Source organism: Floridaenema flaviceps BLCC-F50 (assembly GCF_041929275.2).
In the GTDB taxonomy this organism is placed as follows: Bacteria; Cyanobacteriota; Cyanobacteriia; order Cyanobacteriales; family Aerosakkonemataceae; genus Floridanema; species Floridanema flaviceps.
This window is the reverse complement of record NZ_JBHFNR020000002.1, coordinates 1,218,467-1,240,612: the sequence shown is the minus strand read 5'-3', so window position 1 is coordinate 1,240,612 and position 22,146 is coordinate 1,218,467. Positions and strand designations below refer to the sequence as shown.

Annotated in this window: 18 protein-coding genes and 1 pseudogene; 6 read left to right on the top strand and 13 right to left on the bottom strand. The window is 41.2% G+C overall.

The features are described from left to right. Positions 1-240: 240 nt before the first annotated feature. On the bottom strand, positions 241-1,371 hold the full coding sequence (locus ACE1CI_RS25635) for a glycosyltransferase (RefSeq protein ID WP_496615813.1): 1,131 nt from the start codon (positions 1,369-1,371) through the stop codon (positions 241-243). Positions 1,372-1,373: 2 nt separating this feature from the next. Between ACE1CI_RS25635 and ACE1CI_RS25630 the strand changes: the two genes are divergently transcribed. Continuing rightward, complete coding sequence (locus tag ACE1CI_RS25630; RefSeq protein WP_413264328.1) at positions 1,374-1,514, top strand: hypothetical protein; 141 nt, start codon at positions 1,374-1,376, stop codon at positions 1,512-1,514. A gap of 35 nt (positions 1,515-1,549) precedes the next feature. Here ACE1CI_RS25630 and ACE1CI_RS25625 read toward each other — a convergent pair whose 3' ends face one another. The 3 genes from ACE1CI_RS25625 to ACE1CI_RS25615 all read right to left on the bottom strand — a co-directional run bounded on the left by ACE1CI_RS25625 (position 1,550) and on the right by ACE1CI_RS25615 (position 4,727). Beyond that, positions 1,550-2,701, bottom strand: a complete 1,152-nt coding sequence (locus tag ACE1CI_RS25625; protein ID WP_413264327.1) for an NAD-dependent epimerase/dehydratase family protein — start codon at positions 2,699-2,701, stop codon at positions 1,550-1,552. A 143-nt stretch (positions 2,702-2,844) separates the two neighbouring features. After that, positions 2,845-3,435, bottom strand: a complete 591-nt coding sequence (locus ACE1CI_RS25620; RefSeq protein WP_413264326.1) for a chromophore lyase CpcT/CpeT — start codon at positions 3,433-3,435, stop codon at positions 2,845-2,847. A gap of 104 nt (positions 3,436-3,539) precedes the next feature. Next, positions 3,540-4,727: an esterase-like activity of phytase family protein gene (locus tag ACE1CI_RS25615; RefSeq protein ID WP_459564054.1), complete on the bottom strand. Its 1,188-nt coding sequence runs from the start codon at positions 4,725-4,727 to the stop codon at positions 3,540-3,542. Between the two features lie 74 nt (positions 4,728-4,801). On the opposite strand from ACE1CI_RS25615, the gene ACE1CI_RS25610 reads away from it, so the two are divergent. Continuing rightward, a complete protein-coding gene (locus ACE1CI_RS25610) occupies positions 4,802-6,043 on the top strand; it encodes a tetratricopeptide repeat protein (RefSeq protein ID WP_413264324.1) in 1,242 nt (413 codons plus the stop codon). Positions 6,044-6,198: 155 nt separating this feature from the next. On the opposite strand, the gene ACE1CI_RS25605 is transcribed toward ACE1CI_RS25610, so the two are convergent. The 4 genes and pseudogenes from ACE1CI_RS25605 to ACE1CI_RS25590 form a co-directional block, all read right to left on the bottom strand. Continuing rightward, entirely contained in the window at positions 6,199-7,005 is an 807-nt protein-coding gene (locus ACE1CI_RS25605; RefSeq protein WP_413264323.1) for a calcium-binding protein, read from the bottom strand. Positions 7,006-7,350: 345 nt separating this feature from the next. Continuing rightward, positions 7,351-8,379: an ABC transporter permease gene (locus ACE1CI_RS25600; RefSeq protein WP_413264322.1), complete on the bottom strand. Its 1,029-nt coding sequence runs from the start codon at positions 8,377-8,379 to the stop codon at positions 7,351-7,353. A 93-nt stretch (positions 8,380-8,472) separates the two neighbouring features. Then, positions 8,473-10,143, bottom strand: coding sequence for an ABC transporter substrate-binding protein (locus tag ACE1CI_RS25595; RefSeq protein WP_413264321.1), 1,671 nt, complete (start codon positions 10,141-10,143; stop codon positions 8,473-8,475). A 129-nt stretch (positions 10,144-10,272) separates the two neighbouring features. After that, positions 10,273-11,290: pseudogene (locus tag ACE1CI_RS25590) on the bottom strand (sulfate/molybdate ABC transporter ATP-binding protein). Between the two features lie 324 nt (positions 11,291-11,614). On the opposite strand from ACE1CI_RS25590, the gene chlP reads away from it, so the two are divergent. Both chlP and ACE1CI_RS25580 read left to right on the top strand, forming a co-directional pair. Further along, on the top strand, positions 11,615-12,853 hold the full coding sequence (chlP, locus tag ACE1CI_RS25585; RefSeq protein ID WP_459564053.1) for a geranylgeranyl reductase: 1,239 nt from the start codon (positions 11,615-11,617) through the stop codon (positions 12,851-12,853). Between the two features lie 984 nt (positions 12,854-13,837). After that, a complete protein-coding gene (locus tag ACE1CI_RS25580) occupies positions 13,838-14,572 on the top strand; it encodes a choice-of-anchor K domain-containing protein (protein ID WP_413264319.1) in 735 nt (244 codons plus the stop codon). Between the two features lie 288 nt (positions 14,573-14,860). On the opposite strand, the gene rpaA is transcribed toward ACE1CI_RS25580, so the two are convergent. Then, entirely contained in the window at positions 14,861-15,604 is a 744-nt protein-coding gene (gene rpaA, locus ACE1CI_RS25575; protein ID WP_413264363.1) for a two component system response regulator RpaA, read from the bottom strand. 375 nt (positions 15,605-15,979) lie between these two features. On the opposite strand from rpaA, the gene ACE1CI_RS25570 reads away from it, so the two are divergent. Beyond that, positions 15,980-17,029, top strand: coding sequence for a YheT family hydrolase (locus ACE1CI_RS25570; protein ID WP_413264362.1), 1,050 nt, complete (start codon positions 15,980-15,982; stop codon positions 17,027-17,029). A gap of 153 nt (positions 17,030-17,182) precedes the next feature. Here the strand turns inward: ACE1CI_RS25570 and ACE1CI_RS25565 are convergent, their stop codons facing one another. The 3 genes from ACE1CI_RS25565 to clpS form a co-directional block, all read right to left on the bottom strand. After that, positions 17,183-18,712 (bottom strand): hypothetical protein, encoded by a 1,530-nt coding sequence (locus ACE1CI_RS25565; protein ID WP_413264318.1) that lies wholly within the window; start codon positions 18,710-18,712, stop codon positions 17,183-17,185. A 285-nt stretch (positions 18,713-18,997) separates the two neighbouring features. Further along, a complete protein-coding gene (locus tag ACE1CI_RS25560; protein ID WP_413264317.1) occupies positions 18,998-19,813 on the bottom strand; it encodes a CPBP family intramembrane glutamic endopeptidase in 816 nt (271 codons plus the stop codon). A 13-nt stretch (positions 19,814-19,826) separates the two neighbouring features. Beyond that, the gene (gene clpS / locus ACE1CI_RS25555; RefSeq protein WP_413264316.1) at positions 19,827-20,108 is read right to left on the bottom strand and encodes an ATP-dependent Clp protease adapter ClpS; all 282 of its coding nucleotides are present in this window, start codon (positions 20,106-20,108) and stop codon (positions 19,827-19,829) included. 411 nt (positions 20,109-20,519) lie between these two features. On the opposite strand from clpS, the gene ACE1CI_RS25550 reads away from it, so the two are divergent. Further along, positions 20,520-20,885, top strand: a complete 366-nt coding sequence (locus ACE1CI_RS25550; RefSeq protein WP_413264315.1) for a hypothetical protein — start codon at positions 20,520-20,522, stop codon at positions 20,883-20,885. A 9-nt stretch (positions 20,886-20,894) separates the two neighbouring features. Here the strand turns inward: ACE1CI_RS25550 and ACE1CI_RS25545 are convergent, their stop codons facing one another. Next, positions 20,895-22,070, bottom strand: a complete 1,176-nt coding sequence (locus ACE1CI_RS25545; RefSeq protein WP_413264361.1) for a pyridoxal phosphate-dependent aminotransferase — start codon at positions 22,068-22,070, stop codon at positions 20,895-20,897. Between the last annotated feature and the right edge of the window lie 76 nt (positions 22,071-22,146).

The following is a 22,146-nucleotide window of genomic DNA, read 5'->3' as shown; positions in this document are numbered from 1 at the left end:
AAGTGGATATTGGGAAAGCTAAATAAATGGCTATTGGTAAGCAAGCTGGACAATTTGGGAAGTAAGGGAACAGGGAACTTTTAACAGGGAACAGTTTTGAGTGGTCAAGGCAATTTAACTGAAAACTCATAACTTAATGCTCAAAACTAATTCTGTTAGCTTGTCCGGGCTTGGCTGGTTAGCCAAATAAATTTAGCTTCTTCATAGAGTATGACAAATTCCAGAGGGTAGAAGGCAGAATTAGGCGGCTTTGGGGAAGGTGGAGAAGGCTACGTTTTGATAGTAACGCTGTAGTTGCCTGGTAGCGGCTGCCCAGCCCCATTTTTCGGCTTCTTTGCGGGCGTTGTGGCGGAGGGTTTCTCGTTCTTCTTGATGGGCTAGTAGGCGAATGGTGGCGTTGATTGCGCCTTGTTCGTCTGTGGGGTCGAATAGGTAGCCGTTTTCGCCGTCGGTGACGATATCGGGGATGCCACCGGAACGGGCGGCAACGACGGGACAGCCTGCTGCCATTGCTTCGAGGAGGACTAGTCCTAGTGTTTCGGTGCGGGAGGGGAAGATGAAGGCATCGGCACTGGCGTAGGCACTGGCGAGTTCTTTGCCTCGGAGGTAGCCGACGAAGTTGGTATTTGTTCCGGCGAAGTGTTTTTCGAGGGCTTCGCGGTAGGGCCCATCTCCGACTAGGGCGAGGCGTGCGTTGGGAATTGCTTCTAAGATTGGTTTGATGCGATCGATTTCTTTTTCTGCGCCTAAGCGTCCGATGTAGAGGAGGAGGGGGATGCTCTGGTGTCCTTGGCTGAGGCGCGATCGCATTTCCTGACTAGCTGTGTCAGGATGAAATAATTCGGTGTCTACTCCTCTTTGCCATAGGTCTACTCTTTCGATGCCGTGATTTCTTAATTCTTGTACCATTGCGGTGGAGGTACAAAGATTTAATTCGGCTTGGTTATGAGCAGATTTTAATAGTTCCCACAATACTCCTTCTAACATTCCTAATCCGTAATGTTGTAGGTATTGGGGTAGGTGGGTGTGATAGGAGGCGACGATGGGAATTTTTAAGGTTTTGCCATAAAATATTCCCCCTAATCCTAAGACTGCGGGGTTAACTACGTGAATAATATCTGGTTGAAATTCTTCTAAGGCTTTGCCGATCGCAGGTCGTGGAAATGCTAATTTTAATTCTGGGTACATGGGTAAAGGTACGCCAGAAACTCCATAAATTTTGGCTCCTTTATATTCTGTGATGCCGTAATCTGGAGAGAAAATTAGTACTCGATCTCCGTTACGTTGTAGATGCTCAACTGTGTGGCAAAGGCGAGTTACAATGCCATCAATTTTTGGCAAAAATGTTTCTGTAAATAAGGCAATTCGCATAATTGGTCATTGGTCGTTGGTCATTGGTCGGTTATTGGTCATTAGGTCATTTGTCTTTAATGATTAACGATATGGGTGCATCTGTTGATATCCCTATCCCACTGGTTTTTGGTGAGTTGTTGTTAGCGATCGATAACAAATGACGAATGACTAATGACCAATAACGGATGACAAAAGTTTACCGTCGCCAAGTAACTTTTGGTAAGATTTGGTTGTTATCGACTCGCTCTTTATACTTGATGGCGAAGTTTAATAGGGAGTCAAGTAAGGCATCGGAGAGGTAGTGTGGTTGTAATCCTAAGTCAAGTAGGTTAGTGTTTTTGGCGTTGAAGTAATGTTCTTCTTTTTCGATGCGGGGATTTTCCAAGTTATTGATTTCTACTTTTAATCCCAATGCTTTGCCAGCTTCTTTCACTTTTAAAGCTAGTTCAGCGACGTTAAATTGTTCGGTGAATTGGTTAAAGACACGGAACTCGCCTGGTTGGGCGGGATTTGCGATCGCCAATTCCACACATTTTACCGTATCTCGAATATCCAAAAATCCCCTAGTTTGACCACCTTTACCATAAACTGTGAGCGGGTGATCGATCGCTGCTTGAATGCAGAAGCGGTTGAGGGCGGTGCCAAAAACCCCGTCGTAGTCTAGGCGGTTAATTAGCATTTCATCCATGCCAGTTTCTTCAGTGAGCACGCCGTAAACGACTCCCTGATTTAAGTCTGTGGCACGTAGACCCCATATCCGACAGGCGAAATGAATGTTGTGGCTATCATGCACTTTGGAGAGGTGATACATTGAGCCTGGTTGTTTTGGATACGGCAAGGTATCTTTACGTCCGTTATGCTCGATCGTGATGTATCCTTCCTCAATGTCTATGTTGGGTGTGCCATATTCACCCATTGTTCCTAATTTCACCAAATGACAATCAGGGAAATCCTCCTTCATGGCGTAAAGGATGTTCAGCGTTCCTGTGACGTTGTTGACTTGCGTCAAGACTGCGTGTTCGCGGTCGATCATGGAAAATGGTGCTGAACGCTGTTCGCCAAAGTGGACGATCGCATCTGGTTGAAACTTGTGCAACGCTTTGCTGAGAAAATCGTAGTTGGTAATATCACCGATAAATAAGTCGATGACTTTCCCTGTAAGATCGCGCCAACGCTCAATACGTTGCTGAATGGGTGCGATCGGGGTTAAGGTTTCTACACATAACTCTAGATCCCAGTGTCGCCTAACTAAGCTATCTAGGATGCCAACTTGATGACCTTTGTTGGAAAGATAAAGTGCTGTTGCCCAACCACAGTAACCGTCGCCACCAATAACCAGAACTCTCATCTTGATCTTGTTAATCCTGCTTGCCGACACTCGCTAAATGTACCAGGTTTGTGTACCCTTTCAACCATTAAAGTAAATATTCTGGTTCAGTCAAGGTAGAGGAGTACAGCAGTAGAGATAATTTGAGAATTGGGATAATTTTTTTAAACTTTCACTTCGTCAGCGAAACTTGCCCAACGCACGAAGTAAAACGGGCCTGCGAGGGAACCCCAGATATGTTCGTCGGTTTCGGGGTCACGTCCGCGATCGAGACTGATAAATTTTTCTTCGTCTATCTCAAATTCGCTATCTAAGTACGTGGTCTGACCTTTGCGAACCACAAGGCAACCTTTACCCGGTTCCACTTTGCCTTTAAAACTGTTACCAGTCCACTCTACAATCATGTTGCAGCCTGATAATTTCTCTAAATTGTCAATTTTGAGGTTCTCTAGTCGTTTCGGGTCACGGGAAGCGCCGTAAAATTGGGTTTCTGACTTGAGGGTGTAGTTTTCTATTTCGATGCGATCGTCTTTAGGAATTAATTTCAGCACTCGCACTCGGTAAGGGTCGTTAAGTGCATAATCATAAGCTTGTTCGACAAAGAAACTAACCCCTGATAGAAAATCTAAGGGCAAAGGACGCATACAAACGCGAATATGAGCGTAAAATGGCGGATTTTCAAATGCTTGCTCTTGATTACTAAAGTCTGCTGCCATCCAGCGAGCTAAGGTGGCAATGTCGGTAGAATGGGTCATTGTTTAAACGGTTTTACAATCATTCCCAACTATTTTAGTTTGTTGTTGCGCTTTAGCGCTCTTAGTTTCAGGGGTAATAAGAGCGCTAAAGCGCAACAACTTACTTAGGAGGTTTTGAGTCGAAATAGCAGGAGTTGGGTGATTTGTTCTTCTTTGAAATTGTCGTCACTAATCAATATTAAACTTTGGCTGCCATCAGGCAAACGAGGGCCAAAAGTTATGCCTTCTAAATTGTCTAATTTAATTCCTAATTCTTGCAAGTCTAAGGCTAATTGTTTTTTCACTGCTTGAACTGCTTTTATTTCACCTTTTAAACTGGCGATGCGAGAGGTGTCGGTTGCTGCACCAGTGAAAACTTGATAAAGTTTTGCGCCGAAACCTGTTAAACCAAATGACCTTTCTAAACTTAAGAAATGTCCGCCTTGATCGATCGCTAACAAATCCGTTACCCCATAATACATGGCTCCTGGCGGGTTGGGAGATAGGGGATAAAGATGTTCCGATAAAATGATTGGTGGGCCATCACTAATTAGATAATGTAAAAAACGGCATTTAGTAATTTGGGGTTTGAAATTCCCTTGTTCGTCTTTTTGTGGTGGATCTTTGTCTTGAATTAATGCTGATTCGGTGACTGTAAATAAACGAATTGGTTCGCCAGTTGAGGGCAAAGATCCGGTAGGATTAAGTGTTAATGATTCAAAACCTAAATTATCTTGTACTCCCCTTTCTTGTTGTTCCCCATTAGCGTCAGGAATGTATCTTTGTGGCATAGGCAAGTTTTGTTTTAATATGCCATTATTCAAGTCAAATTCGCCAATAAATGGGGGAATAAGTTCGCGGTTTGAGCCTTCGCTGGAAATAAATACAGTTCCTTGGGGAGTTAGGGCAATTCCTTCGGGATCGATGCTACCTTTGGGGTAGGTTTTGCTGTCTTTGGTTTTCAGAAATGTAACTTTTTCTATTTCGGCTTTTTGAATTTTACTGTTGTTTATGTCTAACTTCAAGGTGTAAAATCTGGCTGGCGCGAGGTTGCTGCGATCGTCCGAAATGGCATAAAAGCGATCGCGTTGTCGGTCATAAGTTATCCCCGATAATCCCCCAACTGTTGTATCCTGAAATTTCATCTTGGGTAATTGGTATTCACCCAAAAATTCTAAAGATATGTCCAGAAATGTCCGTTGTTGAGCATTAATTCTCGGTAATGCACAAGATGATAGTAAAGTCAATCCTATTAGTGCTAAACTCAGAACTAAAATTCTGATGCTTTTGTTCACCAGTTGTCTCCTATTCATCGATTACAGTTAGGGAGTGGAAACTAATTGCTATTTCCGATCTTCTTTATATTAGCCTGAGTGGATTTTAGATTATGAGCGATCGCCTACCACAAAAAATCAGCAAGTTTTATTTTGCGGTTGTTTGTTCTTTGGTTTGGTTAATTTTGGGTTTTCCGGTTTATGCTCAGAGTAATAATGAGGAAGATCCAAATGTATTTCCTCCCAATCCTTTAGAGTTTAGAACTCTAGATCCGATGTTACCTCAATCAGCACGAAATAAAAAACCCTTAACTGAGGAAGAAAGGACAGAATTAACCCAATCATTAAATGAATTAAATCAGGAAGCTACGGAGTTATTTCAAGCTGGTGATAAAGTTACGGCTTTTGCAGTTTGGTATCGAGAATTGCGCTTAACGAGGGTATTAGGGTTATTACCAGAAGTGCAAGCTTTGGGGAGAGTCGGTGCGATCGCATGGCAGCAAAATTCGCGAGAAGACATCCAATTTATTACCCGAAGATTACAAGCAATTCAAACAGAAGCTAGTGCAAAACCTCCTGTAGAATTAGATTTATGGCGTGCTTTAGCAACCGCTTACGAACAAGTGGGATCGCCTGATAAAGCGGTGGTAGCTTATGAACAAATTCTCCGTGCTGCTAGAGAGCAACAAAACACAGCTGAAATAACAGCAACTCTGCTCAAAGTTGGGGAATTAAGTTTAAATTGGTTTGATTACCAAAAAGCCGCAGTTACTTATAACGAGTTGTTGAATTTAGCTAAAGAGCAAAATAATAGCGAACAGCAAATCACTTACTTAAAACGACTTGCCTATATTTACGAACAATTGAAACAACCGCTGCAAGTTATTAACACTAATCAGCAGTTAATTGAACTTTACCAAAACTTGCAAAACTTCACCGAAATTCCTGATTTAAAATTAGCGATCGGCACAAAATTAGAATCCCTTGGACAAATAGAAGAAGCTGCTCAACAATACGAAGAAACCTACTCCTTTGCTTGGTCAATTCAGCAATATTCCGGTGCAGCTGATGCACTCAGGAAACTAGTAGCATTGCAACTTTCACTAAAGCAAATAGACGCAGCATTAGAAACTAGTCAAGTACTTTTACAAACCGATCAACTAGCTAACAATTTCTATGGAATGATGAACACTTACGATCAAATTGCTCAACTTTATTTAGAACAAAAAAACTATTCTCAAGCACTCGCAGCTTTTGAAAAAGGATTGGCGATCGCCAAACAGTTAAGTTATCGAGAACCTTACTTTACCAGACAAATTCAAGAAGTTAATCAACAGATTACTCGCCAATCTTAAAACCGAAGTTTTGAAATGAGATCTGGGTTTTAACCCAGATCTAGTTTAACCGGATGCACCTTATTTAACATTTGCCTGACTTGAAAAAAACACACACCACAACCTTTTCTAGCTGCCTAAATTTGTGATTAATCTAACAATTAGCAAATTGAACTTTAGCTAGTCATTTTTGCCGTAGCAAAATCCGCAGATGTAATAGTTGGAACCCCAATGAATACAGCAAATAAACCACCATCACCAAAACCTAATTCACTGCCATTTTGGTTATAGAACAACTTGCCGTTAACCGAGTTGTAAACAATTAAACTACTGCTTGTTTCTACTGCTAAATCACTATCAACGGTAGCAAAAACCGTACTAAAGTCTACAACATTAGAGAGGTTAGAGAAACGCTGCTGAGATAACAAAATCCTATCCTCTCCCGGAGTAAAATCAGTAAGAGTATCTACCCCTAAAGAAGCATTGAAATTAGAAAGAGTGTTTACTTGTCCCTGCATGGTATTAGTTGCTAGAGGCGCATGAAAATAAAATGTATCCTTACCCGCGCCGCCAGTTAGAGTATCATTTCCCGATTCCCCACAGAGGAAGTCGTCACCATTCCCCCCATCTAGATAGTCATTCCCAGCATTACCAAATAAAACATCATTGCCATTGCCACCATAAATGGTGTCGTTGAGGTTCTCTGTACCAACAAAACCAGAATTTAAGTTACCGAAGATAATATCATTACCGTTACCACCATCGATAAAGTTGCTACCCTTTCCTCCTTGGATAAAGTCGTTTCCACTTAAACCGAAAATTCGTTCGTTTTCCTCAGTTCCGGTGATTATGTCTGTACCATTTGTACCTACAATATCCTTGGTGAAAATTACTTGCACTGAAATTGAGTTATTTGCAGCTAAAGAATTAGTTTGTTGAATCAGCAAATTATTAGGTTGAAGTATGGGATATTCCGTACCCATTATCTGTGTTCCTCCTAAGCAAAGATAGTAGATTCCCTTAGTAATTCGTTACTAAAATGGGAAATGCTTAATAGTACTAATAATTATACTTACGTTATATTTTAACTATACCTCTGCCTATATACATAAGATTGATTTCCTTCACAAAAACTTTGCATAAACTTTGCATAAACTTTGCAATTTATTGAGAAATTTAGAAATTATGCTTATTTTCCTTAAAAAGAAAAAATGGTAGTGATGAGCTACCAGTGATTCGATTTGAGATTTTAGATTGATACGGCAGATAATTGTAGTGCTTGTCAAGCACACTTTCTTTGTTTAGCTGCGACTGAAATCGCCTGAGTGTTAATAGCGAATGCGCGGATCGATGTAGGCGTTGACAATATCAATTAAAATACTGGCAGCTACTACAATAGCGGCAAAAAACACCATAATTCCTTGAACGGTTGGATAATCTCGCTCAGAAATTGCTTGATATAGTCTACTACCTAATCCCGGCCAAGAAAAGGTGACTTCTGTTAAAACTGCACCCCCCAACATAGAAGCAAAAGTCAAACCTAAAACAGTAATTACTGGAATCAAAGCATTTTTCAAAGCATGGGAAAAGAGAATTTTTCTTTCAGAGATTCCCCTAGCTCTAGCTGCTTCTACATAATCTGCTTTTAAAGTTTGGCGCAAATTTACCCTGACAATACGCTCAAAAATTCCGCTGATTAAAAAACCTAAAGTCAAACAAGGAAGCGCCAGATAATGAAGCGAAATTAATAGCTGATTGAAATCGAAATTCAGGATACTATCAACAGTGTACAAACCTGTAATTGTGGGAGGAGGAGAAAAGCCTAAAGAAAAGCGACCATTGGGAGGAAACCAACCCAATTGTACAGCAAAAATCAATTGCAAAATCATTCCAAACCAAAACAAGGGAATGGCATAAGTAATAATGCCAAATAACCTGCCGCTAACATCAAAAACTGTATTGGGTTTAGAAGCAGAAATAGCACCAAAACCAACTCCAACAATTAATGCAACCGCCATCCCAAAAGTTGCTAATTCCAAAGTTGCGGGGAAGTGTAATTGAATAATTTCTACAACAGATTGACCTTGACTAGTGAGGGAATTTCCTAAGTCAAAACTGAGCAAAGATCCCAGATAACGAATGTATTGTAACCACAAAGGAGCGGCTAATCCTAATCTTTGACGGTATTCTTCTTTAACGCTATCTGGTGCGCCACGTCCTCCTAATATTACATCCACAGGATCGCCGGGAGTTGCTCTTAGTAGTAAAAAAACTACTGTAACGATCGTCCACAGCATCAAAGGAGCAAGGAGTAAACGCGCTATAACGTAGTATTGCAAAGCACGGGAGCGAGACATTGTGTTAGTTTTGAGTTTTGAGTTTTGAGTTGGGAAGACAGTTTTGAGTTTTGCTCTTTGATTATAGATTATTGCAGCTGAAAAACTGTAAAACTATTTCTTGATTTCCCAAAATGGTAATTGTTGAATTGGGTCTATTTTTACTCCTTGTAATCCTTGTTTAGCAAAAGCAAAATCTTTACTTTGCCATAAAGGAATTAAAGGAACATCTTGCGCCATTAACTTTTGAATTTCGGCAAAAATTTGTTGGCGTTTTTCTGGGTTTTGTTCGCTGCGTTGTTGTTGAATTAACTTGTTCATGCGATCGCTATAATAAAACGACCCTTGACTTTGACTTGCACCCTGTTGACAACCTGTTGTGGGTGAACCTTTAGCACAACTTAAAAAAGGTTGAATGTAATTATCTGCATCGGAAAAATCGGGATACCAATCTACTAAAGCGCTTTGATAAATCCCTTTCCGAATGTTGGCAAAAAACGTTGCTGATTCAACTGCTTGGGGTTGAATTTGTACCATACCATCTAATTCTTGTAAAGCATATTCCCTCAACAAAGCGGCTACTTGTTGACGAACTGCGGAACCGATGGGATACCAAATTTCTAACTTTAAGGGATTCTCTTTAGAAAATCCTGCCTTAGTCAAAAGTTCTTTTGCTTTAGCAATATTTCCATCGCCATAAAGTTGTTGATAAACAGGAATAGACACATTAAAAGTATTAGGAATCATGCTAAAAGCAGGTTCTCCCTGATTCCTTAAAATTCGCTCGTTAATTAATTTGCGATTAATTAAAGAAGCGATCGCCTGTCTTACCTCCACTTTATCCAAAGGTTTCTGTTTAGTATTCAGCACCATGTAACTAATTACATTACCTTTCGCTTCTGCTACCTGCCAACCTCCAGATTTGGCATTTTGTTGCAGACTAGAAATCTGTACCGGGTCTAAACTTTGATAGGCAATATCGACCGTTCCAGTGCGGAAAGTATTATATAAATTTGCCGAACTAGTAAGAACCTGAAAATCAATTCCCTTATTTGCAGGTTTTTTTCCCCAATACTTATCAAAAGGCTCTAAACGAATCGAAGTTGGTGTAAACTCAACTAATTTATATGGGCCAGTTCCCACAAATTTTGTTGGGGTAAATTTCCCTTCGCCAATTTGATAAGCTTTAGGAGAAACTGGACACATTCCCGCAAAAGCTAAAATTGCCGGAAATGCTGCAAAAGGATTTTTCAATTTAATTGTTACTTCATAAGGCCCTGAAGCTTTTACCGATGCTACAACATCTGATAATAAGTTTGAAGGTTTTCCCCCATTTTTAATGAAGCGTTCCAAGGAAAAAACCATTGCTTCGGCATTAAAAGGAGTACCATCGTGAAAGACTACTCCTTGACGCAAAGGAATTACATAAGTTAAACCATCGGCGCTAACTTTTGGTAAAGCTGTAGCTAGTTCTGGGATTAATTGATCTGTACCTAATTTGTAAGTGTAAAGCCGATCGCCCAAACTATACAACACATTACTCGCCGCTAATTCGTAAGCATCTGCCGGATCGAGAGTTCGGGGTTTTAAAGTTGTTCCTACAGATAAGCGATCGCGTAGCGTTGCGTTAGCAGTATCGCTATTATTACTTGCCGGAACATTACCCGTTAAATTAGTATTAGGTCGCCGACCACAACTAACAACTAAAATAAAACAAAGACAAAAAAGACCGCAAAGTTTTGCCAGAGAACGCAATTGTTTACTAGATACAAAAAACTTCTTCATTACTACCATTAACCTCGGAGAAACAGCGTGGCAGAAATAACTATACAGTTAAAAACAGGTAAAAAAAGGTGCAAAGCTTGGTGTTAGCCTTCTTTCCTTAAAGCCCTCTGCCTTCTGCCTTCTGCTGCACTAGATTGAATAGTATAACGGAAAAGATCTCGCATCCTTGGGTTTGACAAAAACTCGTTGTTGCGGTTCGAGTTTTAACTCATCAAAGCGTTCTCTAGAAAGGTGTGCGGTCAAAACTTGACCATCATCTAAGGCTTAGTTCCACCTGAATTTCCCAACCCAAATGAATTAGGCGATCGACTCTAGCAGCAACCGTAGTGCCGTTTGCTTCTCTTTGAACTACTATGTCATGCGGACGGAGAAAAATTTCTGGTTGCGTAGACTCGAAACCATTTCCCTCAAAAATCTGTGAAGTACTAGGCAAAACATTTACAGGCCCAATAAAACTCATCACAAAAGCCGAAGCTGGATGGTCGTAAATTTCTGCTGGTGTGCCTATTTGCTCGATTTTACCCTTATTCATCACCACAATTTCGTCAGCAACTTCCATTGCTTCTTCTTGATCGTGGGTAACAAAAACTGTGGTAACGTGAACTTCGTCGTGTAAACGTCTTAACCAAGCCCGCAGGTCTTTACGAACTTTGGCATCTAAAGCACCAAAAGGTTCATCTAATAATAATACTTGAGGTTCTACAGCTAAAGCTCTGGCTAAAGCAACTCTTTGCCTTTGTCCACCAGATAATTGAGAAGGATAGCGATCGCCCAGTCCCTTCAACTGTACTAATTCTAAAAGTTCCTCTACTCTTCCTTTAGTTCTGAGCTTCGACGCTTTGCGAATATCCAAACCAAAAGCAATATTTTGCCGCACAGTCATGTGCTTAAATAAAGCATAATGCTGGAACACAAACCCAATATTTCTGTCCTGTACAGTCTTGTTCGTAGCATCCTGACCAGTAATAAAAATTCTCCCAGTATCAGGAGTTTCTAAACCTGCAATTAACCTCAACAAAGTTGACTTTCCCGAACCCGAAGGCCCCAATAAAGCTACCAAAGAACCTGATTTAATAGTTAAGTTTATCTGGTCAAGTGCATGGAAACTGCCATAATGTTTGGATGCGTTTTCTACAATAATCCCCATAAATGCCCTCTGGACGCGCCTTACTCTCAAAAATCTAAACTATCGATCTGGTTAAATTAATACCTTACTTATTTTAATTTCCCATTTATCGATATATTTGCTGTAGTTTATCTTACCGCTATTCGTAACATTCACTGAAATAAAGATACAAATCGGGTAACAAATATTCGGGCGATCCCACCTCCCCACCTCCCCACCTCCCCATCTCCCCATCTCCCCATCTATAACGGAATATTAAGCTCTGTTGCAATTTATTCACATAAATGTAAATGGGATTAAGGCAAACCAACAGTCCGTGATAACATCACAGCTTGTAGGTAGAAGATGATAGGGAGAAAACGCTTGACACTACGGGTTGCTGTTGTTGGAGGTGGCCCAGCAGGTTCCTCTACTGCTGAAGTCCTCGCTAAAGCTGGAATTGAAACTTACCTGTTTGAGCGCAAGTTAGACAACGCGAAGCCTTGCGGTGGAGCAATTCCGCTATGTATGGTGAAAGAGTTTGATTTGCCGGAGCAAATTATCGATCGCCAAGTTAGGAAAATGAAAATGATCTCGCCTTCTAACATTGAGGTCGATATCAATTTAATCAAACAAGAAGAATATATTGGAATGTGCCGTCGGGAAGTATTAGATGGCTTCCTGCGCGATCGGGCCGCTAAATTGGGAACGACCGTAATCAACGGCACAGTTTATAAATTGGATATTCCCACAAACAACACCGACTCCTACACCATCCACTATGCAGATCACTCTGATGGCAATGCCGAAGGAGTCATGAAAACCTTAAAAGTGGACATGATTGTAGGAGCAGATGGTGCCAACTCCCGTGTCGCCAAAGCTATTGATGCCGGGGATTACAATTATGCGATCGCCTTCCAAGAGCGCATTCGCCTCCCCGAAGAGCAAATGCACTACTACCAAGACCTAGCCGAAATGTACGTCGGCAAAGATGTTTCTCCCGACTTCTACGCCTGGGTATTCCCCAAATACGACCACGTTGCAGTCGGTACAGGCACCATGAAGGTCAACAAAGCAATTATTAAAGACCTCCAAGCTGGTATCCGCGCCCGTGCCGCCAAAAAACTCGCTGGTGGCAAAATTATTAAAGTAGAAGCTCACCCCATCCCCGAACATCCCCGTCCGCGTCGCGTAGTCGGTAGAGTTGCTCTCGTAGGCGATGCAGCAGGTTACGTAACCAAATCTTCCGGCGAAGGAATTTACTTTGCAGCTAAGTCTGGTCGGATGTGTGCGGAAACGATCGTCGAATTTTCTAACAAGGGTACCCGCATTCCTACGGAAGACGATCTGAAAGTCTATCTAAAGCGTTGGGACAAAAAATACGGTCTTACCTACAAAGTTTTGGATATCCTCCAAACCGTCTTCTATCGTTCCGATGCCACCCGCGAAGCCTTCGTGGAAATGTGTTCCGACTTAGACGTACAGCGTCTCACCTTCGATAGCTACCTGTACAAAACAGTAGTACCAGCTAACCCCTTGGTACAGCTAAAAATCACCGCTAAAACCATTGGTAGTCTGCTACGTGGTAACGCCTTAGCACCCTAACCAAATACTACCCAATTAAAACAAAGAGAAAGGGGGAAAGGATGAGATATTCCTTTCCCCCTTTCTTTTTACGGCTAAGCTGCTACGCACCTAGTTTGAGAGCCAAATTTTACCTTTTTCTTGTGGGGTGGGCAGGAGAGCCCGCCGCTTTATTGGATTTAAATGCGTAGCAGCTTACCAACCATTCACCGAGACAAATTTCAGGACTTATAGCAAATCCGGGTTAGTTACCCCCTATATCTTCAGGACTTACGCAACTGGCATATTTTTGTCGTAGGGTGCGTGACGTTGCCAGATTATTTGCACCAGACCTTGAGACTTGTAGCGTCACGCACCAACCACTGCGCCGTGACAATTGCGTAAGTCCCGATCTTCTCAGAAACCCAGTTTGGAGCGTAAATGTCTCATTGCCGAACCCTTGATTTTCTATAGGAACCGGGTTTCTTTGCGTAAGTCCTGCTAGTTATTCATCTTTGCGCCTTTTGTGTCAGCCATCTCTAGCAAACTAAAGAGAAAGGAAATAAGGCGATCGCATAACATACCATACCAGTATTTGTCTGAATAAACTTTGTAGGAATTTAATTTGCCTACTTTCCTACATTTAGAGATTTAAGAAAACCCTCAAACTCTCTCCCCTAAGTCTCTGCTGTCTCAACTAGTAATTTTAATGACTAACAGTTTATGACTAGAATAATTTCTTAATCAGAGCAATTCAATAAACATTATATAGCGCCTTATCTACAACAAAGAAATATTCAGTACTTAAAAGTTACTGTTAGAAATTTGCAAATACAATACTTATTTCGTATGAATAAAGTTTATAAACATAGTTATTCTTCCGGATCTCACCTGTTTCTAGTAGGAAGGATAATTAAAGTTTTAGTAAAGATTTAGTGAAAAGATTGCAAATACGTAAAAGTGTACTTGGCAATCATTATATAAATTTACTAGCTTTGATAAAAGTATTCGATTAACAGCAAAATTATGGAAGTTTCTCTCAAAAAAATTATAAATAAACTGTCAAGCTTTGTTTTAACAACAAATATCTTGTTAGGTTTACCATTAAGCGCTCAAGCCGTTACTTTTTCAGGCCAAACAAGCGGCGAATGGGGATTACCTGATACGGAAAACCCAAGTGCAGTTGTTAGCCTAAGTAGCGAAGACGGTGGAACCAATAATCGTCTGACTTGGGGGACTCCTGGAATGGCAGGCATAAACAATTATGTTCAATTTAACGGCCTCAACTTTAGCAGTACTCCTAACCATATTTTTAAACTTGGAGAACTTTTTTATCAAAATGGTAGTACGTTTATTGACACTAACTTTGATGGAGATTTTCCTCTTAATTTAGAGTTAGCCCTGACTCTTCCTTTAACTAGCACAGAATCATTTGAGTTCTTATTTAATATCTTGAACACGCCTAATAATACAGACGATCCAGTTTTGAATGGCGATCTACTCCGGTTTTCCACTGCGGGAATGTCCGGCCAAACTTTCCATTACGAAGGAATTGAATATACTTTGCAACTCATCGGCTTTTCCACAGATGAAGGACAGACAATTCTACATGAATTTAATTCGGCAGAATTGAGCATATCTGAGGCTTCTCTGTACGGAAAAATCACCTTTGCTTCTCCCCCTGCTTCCGTTCCTGAGCCTAGCGTTATAGCTGCGCTGTCAATATTGTCTATTTACTTAGCAACCCGCCAACGTAAATAAAAAATTTTTTCTTCAGGTGTGCATCTATATTAATTAATTTTTAGGTTTTATAAAGATTTTGATTCTTTTTATTTAAATTTATAAGCTTATAGGCAATTAATTTACATACTTTGCTAAATGTAGGTAAAGCCTACAAATCCTCTCACCTGCTGCCTCAACTAGCAACGAAAAATAGCTAACAGCTTAGCTCCACTAATAAACTAATTGCTGAATACTTAAAACCGAGACATGACGATCGGATCTGAGTTGTAGCAGGGGTGAGAACCCTACTACATTATTGGTTAACACTCACTCGACAATTGAAGAATCGAGGTCTTCTCCCAACTGTTCGCGGCTAGGTAACTCCAAACAGTAACCTGCACCATAGACTGTTTTAATATAGCGGGGATGACGGGGATCTGGCTCCAGTTTCGTTCGCAAGTGTCGGATATGAACTCGAATAGTTTCTATATCATCATCTGGGTCATATCCCCAGACTTCCTTGAGAATTTCGCTAGGAGACACAGTTTGACCATGACGCTGTAGTAAACAGTGGAGTAACTCAAACTCCAAGTGAGTCAGCTTGATAGTCTGACCGAACCAGATCGCCTCAAAGCGTTCTGGCACTAGAGTTAGAGGGCCATAGTTCAGGATTTCACTGTGTTTAGCCGCTTGCGGAATGCGATCGGTACGTCTAAGTAAAGCACGTACCCGCGCCAGCATTTCTTCTACTTCAAAGGGTTTAGTGAGATAATCATCTGCTCCAGCATTAAAGCCTTCTACTTTATCTTGAGTTTGACCCAAGGCCGTCAACATTAAAACCGGAATATCCTTGGTGCGTTCATCCCGGCGTAGGCGTTGACAAACGGTAAATCCATCCACCTTGGGTAGCATTAGATCTAGCAGAATCAGGTCAGGCTGAATTTGCAAGGCAAGCGCCTGACCTTTGATGCCATCCTCTGCTTGACTGACATCATATCCAGCCATTTCCAGATTGACGGCGACTAATTCTGAGATAGCAGAGTCATCGTCGATGACGAGTATCCGGGGCATCATTAAAAAATATAACTTTGGCTAAAGGGCTCGTTAAGGTTCTTGAAGAACCTGTTGCGGCATCCAAAGATTCCTGTACAAATTATAAGCAAGTATTCTAAATTCTTGTCTTAGCAACCAAAACTTTACAATTCACTAATTTTTCTGAGCCGCTACCCATGCTGAAATAGCTGAAAGCCTTTGCCTACAATGGATAAGTATCTTGTGCTGAGGGTATTTTGAGTATTTCAGCACTACCTCAATTGTCAGGTGAACTTGATGTACGTAAAGGGTTGGCAAAACTTAGTCGCAAATTTAGCTCCTACTTCCCCTGGAATCAAAAATTTTCAGCCTCCAGCTTACACTCCCCCTAGCTGGTTAAAAGACGGCTTCGCCATGACTCTTTACACGGCACTGCGGGCTTCCCGTGACTGGGAATCTACTATTAATCACCCGGAACCAGATTACCAAGAAAAAATCTTTACAGGTGCCCAAGGCGTACCCATCTACGGCAGAGTTGCCATACCTGAAAATCCTCGTGGCACAATTGTTGGGACTTACGGGATTACAGGTTCTTTAGATAACCAGTGGTTTCTCAAAATTTTGGGGCGTAAAGCATTTGCCAGTGGTTATGCCGTAGTTTTATTTGACTGGCGTGCTCACGGCAAAACGGCAGAATTATCTCCTACCTTGACTTCTGATGGTTTATTTGAAGGGGAAGATTTTGTTCGCATTGCTTCCCAAGCCAAGGAAATGGGCTCTCCTGCGCCTTTTTGGTTTACGGGGTACTCTTTGAGCGGACAGTTAGCTTTGTGGGGTATCAAAGCTGCCCAAGACTTAATTCCTACTCAACAGGTGCCAGGTTTACAGGAAGCAGACATTGGCGGCGCAGCAGTGATTTGTCCTAATCTCGATTCGGTGCGATCGCTTTCGTACCTGGTCAAACATCCTCTGGGTAAATACTTAGAAAAAGCGATCGCCAAAGAACTCAAAAGACTCGCTCTCCAAATACACAATTTGCACCCAGAGTCAATAGATTTAGCTGCTGTGGCACGGGCAAATAGTATCTGGAATTTCGATCGCGAACTAGTCATCCCCCGCTTAGGCTTTCCCACCGTAGAAGCCTACTATCAAGCTAGTAGCCCCCTACCCCTACTACCCCAGCTGAAAAAACCTACATTAATCTTGTACGCTGCCGACGACCCCTTATTCGACCCCGCAGTTATCCCCGACCTCCAAAACGCCTGCGCTAAAAACCATCACATAGACTTAGTAATAACTCGTTACGGTGGTCACGTTGGCTACATCAGCAGCAAATTCTGCCAACAACAAGCAAACGACCCCGACCCCTGGTGGGCGTGGAATCGAGTTTTGCAATGGTGCGATCTCCCTTGGGCGAGCGGTATGAAAAACAGATGGCTCTCCAGCACTCATGGTGATAAGTAAACCTAATTAATTAGCGAAGTACTTACTCCAGATGGAATCCCAGTCCCGTAGGGGCGATTCATGAATCGCCCCTACCCCTGTCCCCAAAAGTAGGGTTTTCCACTACAAGTACGGGAGAACCAGTTCTAGTCAATCAAAAATCTATATTTCTGTTCAATCCAATATTTTATACGTTCCACATTCTTCAGGAGAATCTGCTGCTTTAACTGAATAAGAATAGTTTAATTGAGGTTGAAAATAAGCTGTATAAAGAAAAGTATAGGGGGTTTTATTAACCAGGCATATCCGGTCATATTGGCCGATTTTATTGATGATTTTTACCTGAAGTTTTCGTTCTATATGCTTTGACAATGTATAGAATTTAGGTCTGACAAATACTGCTCTTGTTGAGACTAGAACGAAAATTAATATCACACAACAAACCAGACTTATATGCTGTTTATTAATTATCTTATTCGGAGTGACTAAATCATCTACATTATAGATTAAATACAAGTTTAAAGAGACCAAGGAGAGCATCCAATACATATAGTATCTTAGCTCATAAGCTAAAGGCATAAAAGCAGTGAAAAAAGACAGTATAACCATGAAAATAGCGGCAACAATCACCTGCCTAGAGCGCCATCGATATAGAAGATAGACCAGAACTAAAAGATGGAAAATCACGTAAGTACCGAAAAAGCCCCCCATCCGATTTACGGTTTTATCTTTGCTCCATTGATCGATTGACCAAACAGCTTTTTTTATTTCTAAAACTGAGACAATCCACTTCTTAGGTCGGGTAGGATTTTTCAGTGTATCGGGAGATTTATCCTTAGCTAAGGATGGATTTTCAGTAATATTTATTTTGGACTTACCGGGAAATATTGGTTTAGTAAGGCTGGAAACTTTGTCTAATATTTCTGTTCTAGCAGGGTAAAAAGGATTGCCATACAGTGCAATATTTCTCATCGGAACAAAAAATATTAAAGTGCTGGCTATAACTACAGGCAATAAAATAATCAGTAACCTTTTAGGTTGAATTCTTGGAGCTTGATTATAGGACAACCAGATGAACCGGAACAACAGCAAACTCAGACTTAAAGCAACAAGCGGGATAATTTGATATTTAGTATTACCTGCACTAGCGGCAGCTAGAAAAATAACCAGCAAATTGCGCCGAGTAAAAAAATTGTCTTGTATAAAGCATAAATAGGTCATCATAATCAAAATAGAGGCATATACATTCGCCGGAAGATCGACATAGCAGGAAGTAATATGAGCCTGGACTAAAGGAACAGCTAAAATAGCAATCAAAGATATATACAAAGGTATTTTACAATAGGATTTTAAGAATCCAAGATAAATCAAAAAGCTGAAGAAACAAACAAGGTTTGCTGCTTGAATCAAGTGGAATATTTTCCAGAAAAATCCTTGAAGAAATTCAACGAAGAGAGGGAAACCTTGATAGCGAACCTCTGTTATCCGATCGAATTGATAGCTATCTGCCGGAATAATATTCCAAATTCTGGCTGCCCAAGGCAAGTGATACCACCAGGTATCCCAAGTGAAATCGACATCAATAATACACTTTAAAAATATGCTTACTATTAAAATTGATGCTATTAACTTAAGACAAGTCATAAGTCTTGAGTTATTCACCCGTAATGACATCCATCTGATGAACATTGCTATAACTGACATCAGTGTTTCAGTAATCGTTCTTGTTTATAGTCAAAGATAACACTTGTGTTATCCTGAAAAAATCACAATTAACTTCGGTTATACTGGCTCAGGAAAATCAACTTTATTTAACCTGATTTTTTGATTTTATAATGTAAGTGAAGGCGAGATATATGTGGCTAACTATCCCTTAAAATAGCTAGATTTAGCTTTTTGGCGAAGTCATATTGCAATGGTAAGTCAAGATGTCCATATTATAATAATACAACCAGAGAAATAAAATTATTAGGGGTATTGCTTTAGATCTCACCTTGCCTTCTTCCAGAATAGATATGCGATCGCCCCTAAAAACATTAACCCCATCAAACCCGCCAATGGATTACCATCAATTCCAGTAATCCAAGTGGGGACTTTTTGGGAATATTGCATCAACTGACCGACATTTACAATGTAATAACCCCAAATTAAACCAGCGTGTAAACCGATCGGTAAACCCAAACGCCCCCGGCTACCTCGTTTCGCCCACACAAAAGTCAACCCCAACAGCAGCAGGGCAGGAAATTGGGGAAAAGTGCGGATAATTTCTGAGAAAGGCTTAATAAAATGCAGCAAAGCATAAAGCCAGCTGCTAACCCAGAGACTAACTTTAAGAGAGTAATCCCGTTCTAATTCATCCAACAACCAACCGCGAAACACCAGTTCTTCAGCAAAACCAACAGCTAAAGCACTGATTAGCCCTTCTAAAACCACTCTAGGTAGCCGATCCGAACTTTGCCAAACTAACCAACCCAGTTTTCCCTCTACGAAAAACAGTGTCAAAGTCAGCAATAAGCCAATATCCAAACCCTTTAACAGTTCTAGGGCATTTCTTTTGCTAACTGGCAAACCATAACTTTTCAGGAGATTAGTTTGTTGATAAACTAACTTGCCCCAAAATCGCAGCAATACCAGAAACTCAACAAATAACAATCCCATTGTTAGGATTGTTACCAAGTTAGTGTCGCTACCCCAAAAGTAAATTGGTGCGGCAATGGGAAGCCACAGCACAAGCAAAGTCAGCAAAAACAGCCCTACCCGAATCAGGGTAGGATAACTGGCTATAGTTGGAAAGTGAATTTTCAACGAACCTGTTTATTTACTCTTCAGGTTCAATTGTGCTGGTTAACCCATGATTTTTCAAAGTATCGCAATAAAACTCTGCGTGTTCTTGGGCGCAGGTAATTACTAAAGCAATCCCTGTAGCATGGGCTTCCATCATGATATTGACAGCTTGGGGTTGAGTCAGAGAGGGTACAGTCTTCATCAGGACTTGTACCACATACTCCATTGAGTTGAAATCATCATTATGTAGTAGCACCCGATACCGAGGTGCGAGTTTGCGAGAAGTCGATCGCTTTTCTAGGGTTTCGACAGACACAGCTGCTTTTTCTCCCTCATTTCAATAAATTTTGCCAGTTAATCAAGTTTTACCAACTCTAATACATGAGTTAGCAAGGTTTTAGGTGTGGGTTTCCACCATTGATCGAGTCGGTTTTGGCTACCGAAACCGTAAATTCCAGGCAAACTCATTCACATTTGTTTGGCGACTTGTTAGTATTCAGAGGTACAGATTTTTGCTTTTTGTTTATAGTATTTAACATTTATTTATAACATTTTGCGCCCGATTTAGTCATTGCTTGCGAAAATTTTGGGAAAACTTCTTCAGTTTGATAGTTAAAATCGTGCTTAACAGCCTAAGCTGAGAGAACTTAATCATGCAAATTTAGCAGTAGCCTTTTACAATGGTTGGCAGTAAAAGATACGTTAGTTTACTGTGGAGCAAGGCGTAATGAGTTCTGCTGTAGACTTTCAACCCAGCCAAATAGTCTGTTTAGAACATCAGGAGACACGCTTGTATGCTGAAGTGATTCAGATTGTCGAATCACGACAGGTGGCTTGGGTACGTCCTTTGATGCTGGTGGTGTTTTTATCTAATCAGCCCGATTCTGAACCATTTACTTTGTATGATTTACGTCAAGGGGCAGATTTACTCTGGTCGAGCAATTTATTCCGACCTGCTTTGGATACAGAAGTTTTACCTCTGTTTACTCACCTGCAAACCTCTAAGACTCAAGGTGAAACCCAGCAGTTAGCGCATCAACAGCTACAGCGTTTTGTTCGCCAAGTTTGGCAAGATTACGAAGGGAAGTTTTAAGGGGAAAACTCAAGCTTGGTAATAAATTCCGGCTTGTTTCATTCGCTGCATTGCTTCGGCTAGCCGTGCTTCGGAAACTGTTAAGGCAATGCGGAAGAAGCCTTCGCCAGCGTCTCCGTAACCGTTACCAGGGGGAACTACGATCGCACATTTTTCCAACAGTAAGGTAACAAATTCAGCAGAAGTGTAACCTTTAGGTACGGGAACCCACACATAAAGGGTAGCTTTGGGGGCTGCAATTGTCCAACCCAAAGATCTTAACCCTTCCACAACGATATCTCGGCGTTTTTGGTAAACTGACAACGCTTGCTGAAGTTCTGCGCTGCTGGTGGAATAGGCTGCGATCGCCGCCCGTTGAATTGCCTTAAATATGCCAGAATCTATATTGGTCTTTACTTGGCTCAGTCCTTTAATTCCCAAGGCATTTCCCACCACAAAACCAATCCGCCAGCCAGCCATATTGTAAGACTTAGATAAACTGTGAAATTCGATCGCAATGTCTTTGGCACCCGGAATTTGCAGGACGCTAGGCGGCTGATATCCAGAGTAAGCTATTTCCGAGTAAGCATGATCGTGACACAACAAAATGTCGTATTTTTGACAAAACTGCACTAACTGGGCGAAAAATTCTAAACTGGCTGTAGCACCAGTCGGATTATTCGGGTAATTTACCCATAACAATTTAGCCTTACTAGCTACCTGTTCGGGAATTGCTTGTAAAGAAGGCAAAAACCCCCGTTCTGGCAGCAATGGCATATAGTAAGGCTCACCACCAGCAAAAAATGTGGAAGTTCGATATACTGGATAGCCTGGATTAGGGATTAGCGTGTAATCTCCTGGTTCGACAAAAGCCAGAAAAGTATTGTGAATCGCTTCTTTTGAACCAATAGAAGGGATTACTTCGGTTTCTGGGTTTAATCCACTAACTCCAAACCGCCGCTCCATCCAATTTACCACCGCTTGACGGTATTCTTTTGTACCTTGGTAAGGCGGGTAATTGTGGGTCGAAGGGTCGTCGATCGCCTCGTGCATTGCTGTGACAATATGAACTGGTGTCGGTTTATCTGGATCACCAATTGCCATATTGATAATGTCCACGCCCTGACTAATTAGTTCATTCCGTTTGCGATCGAGTTCTGCAAACAGGTAGGGAGGAATTTTTTCTAAACGTTGAGCAAACTGCATGGCGACTTGTATGTGATGTAGGAAAGCCATTTGACAGTTTACCGTTTAGTTAGCTCTGTTGACGCACACCTGTCTC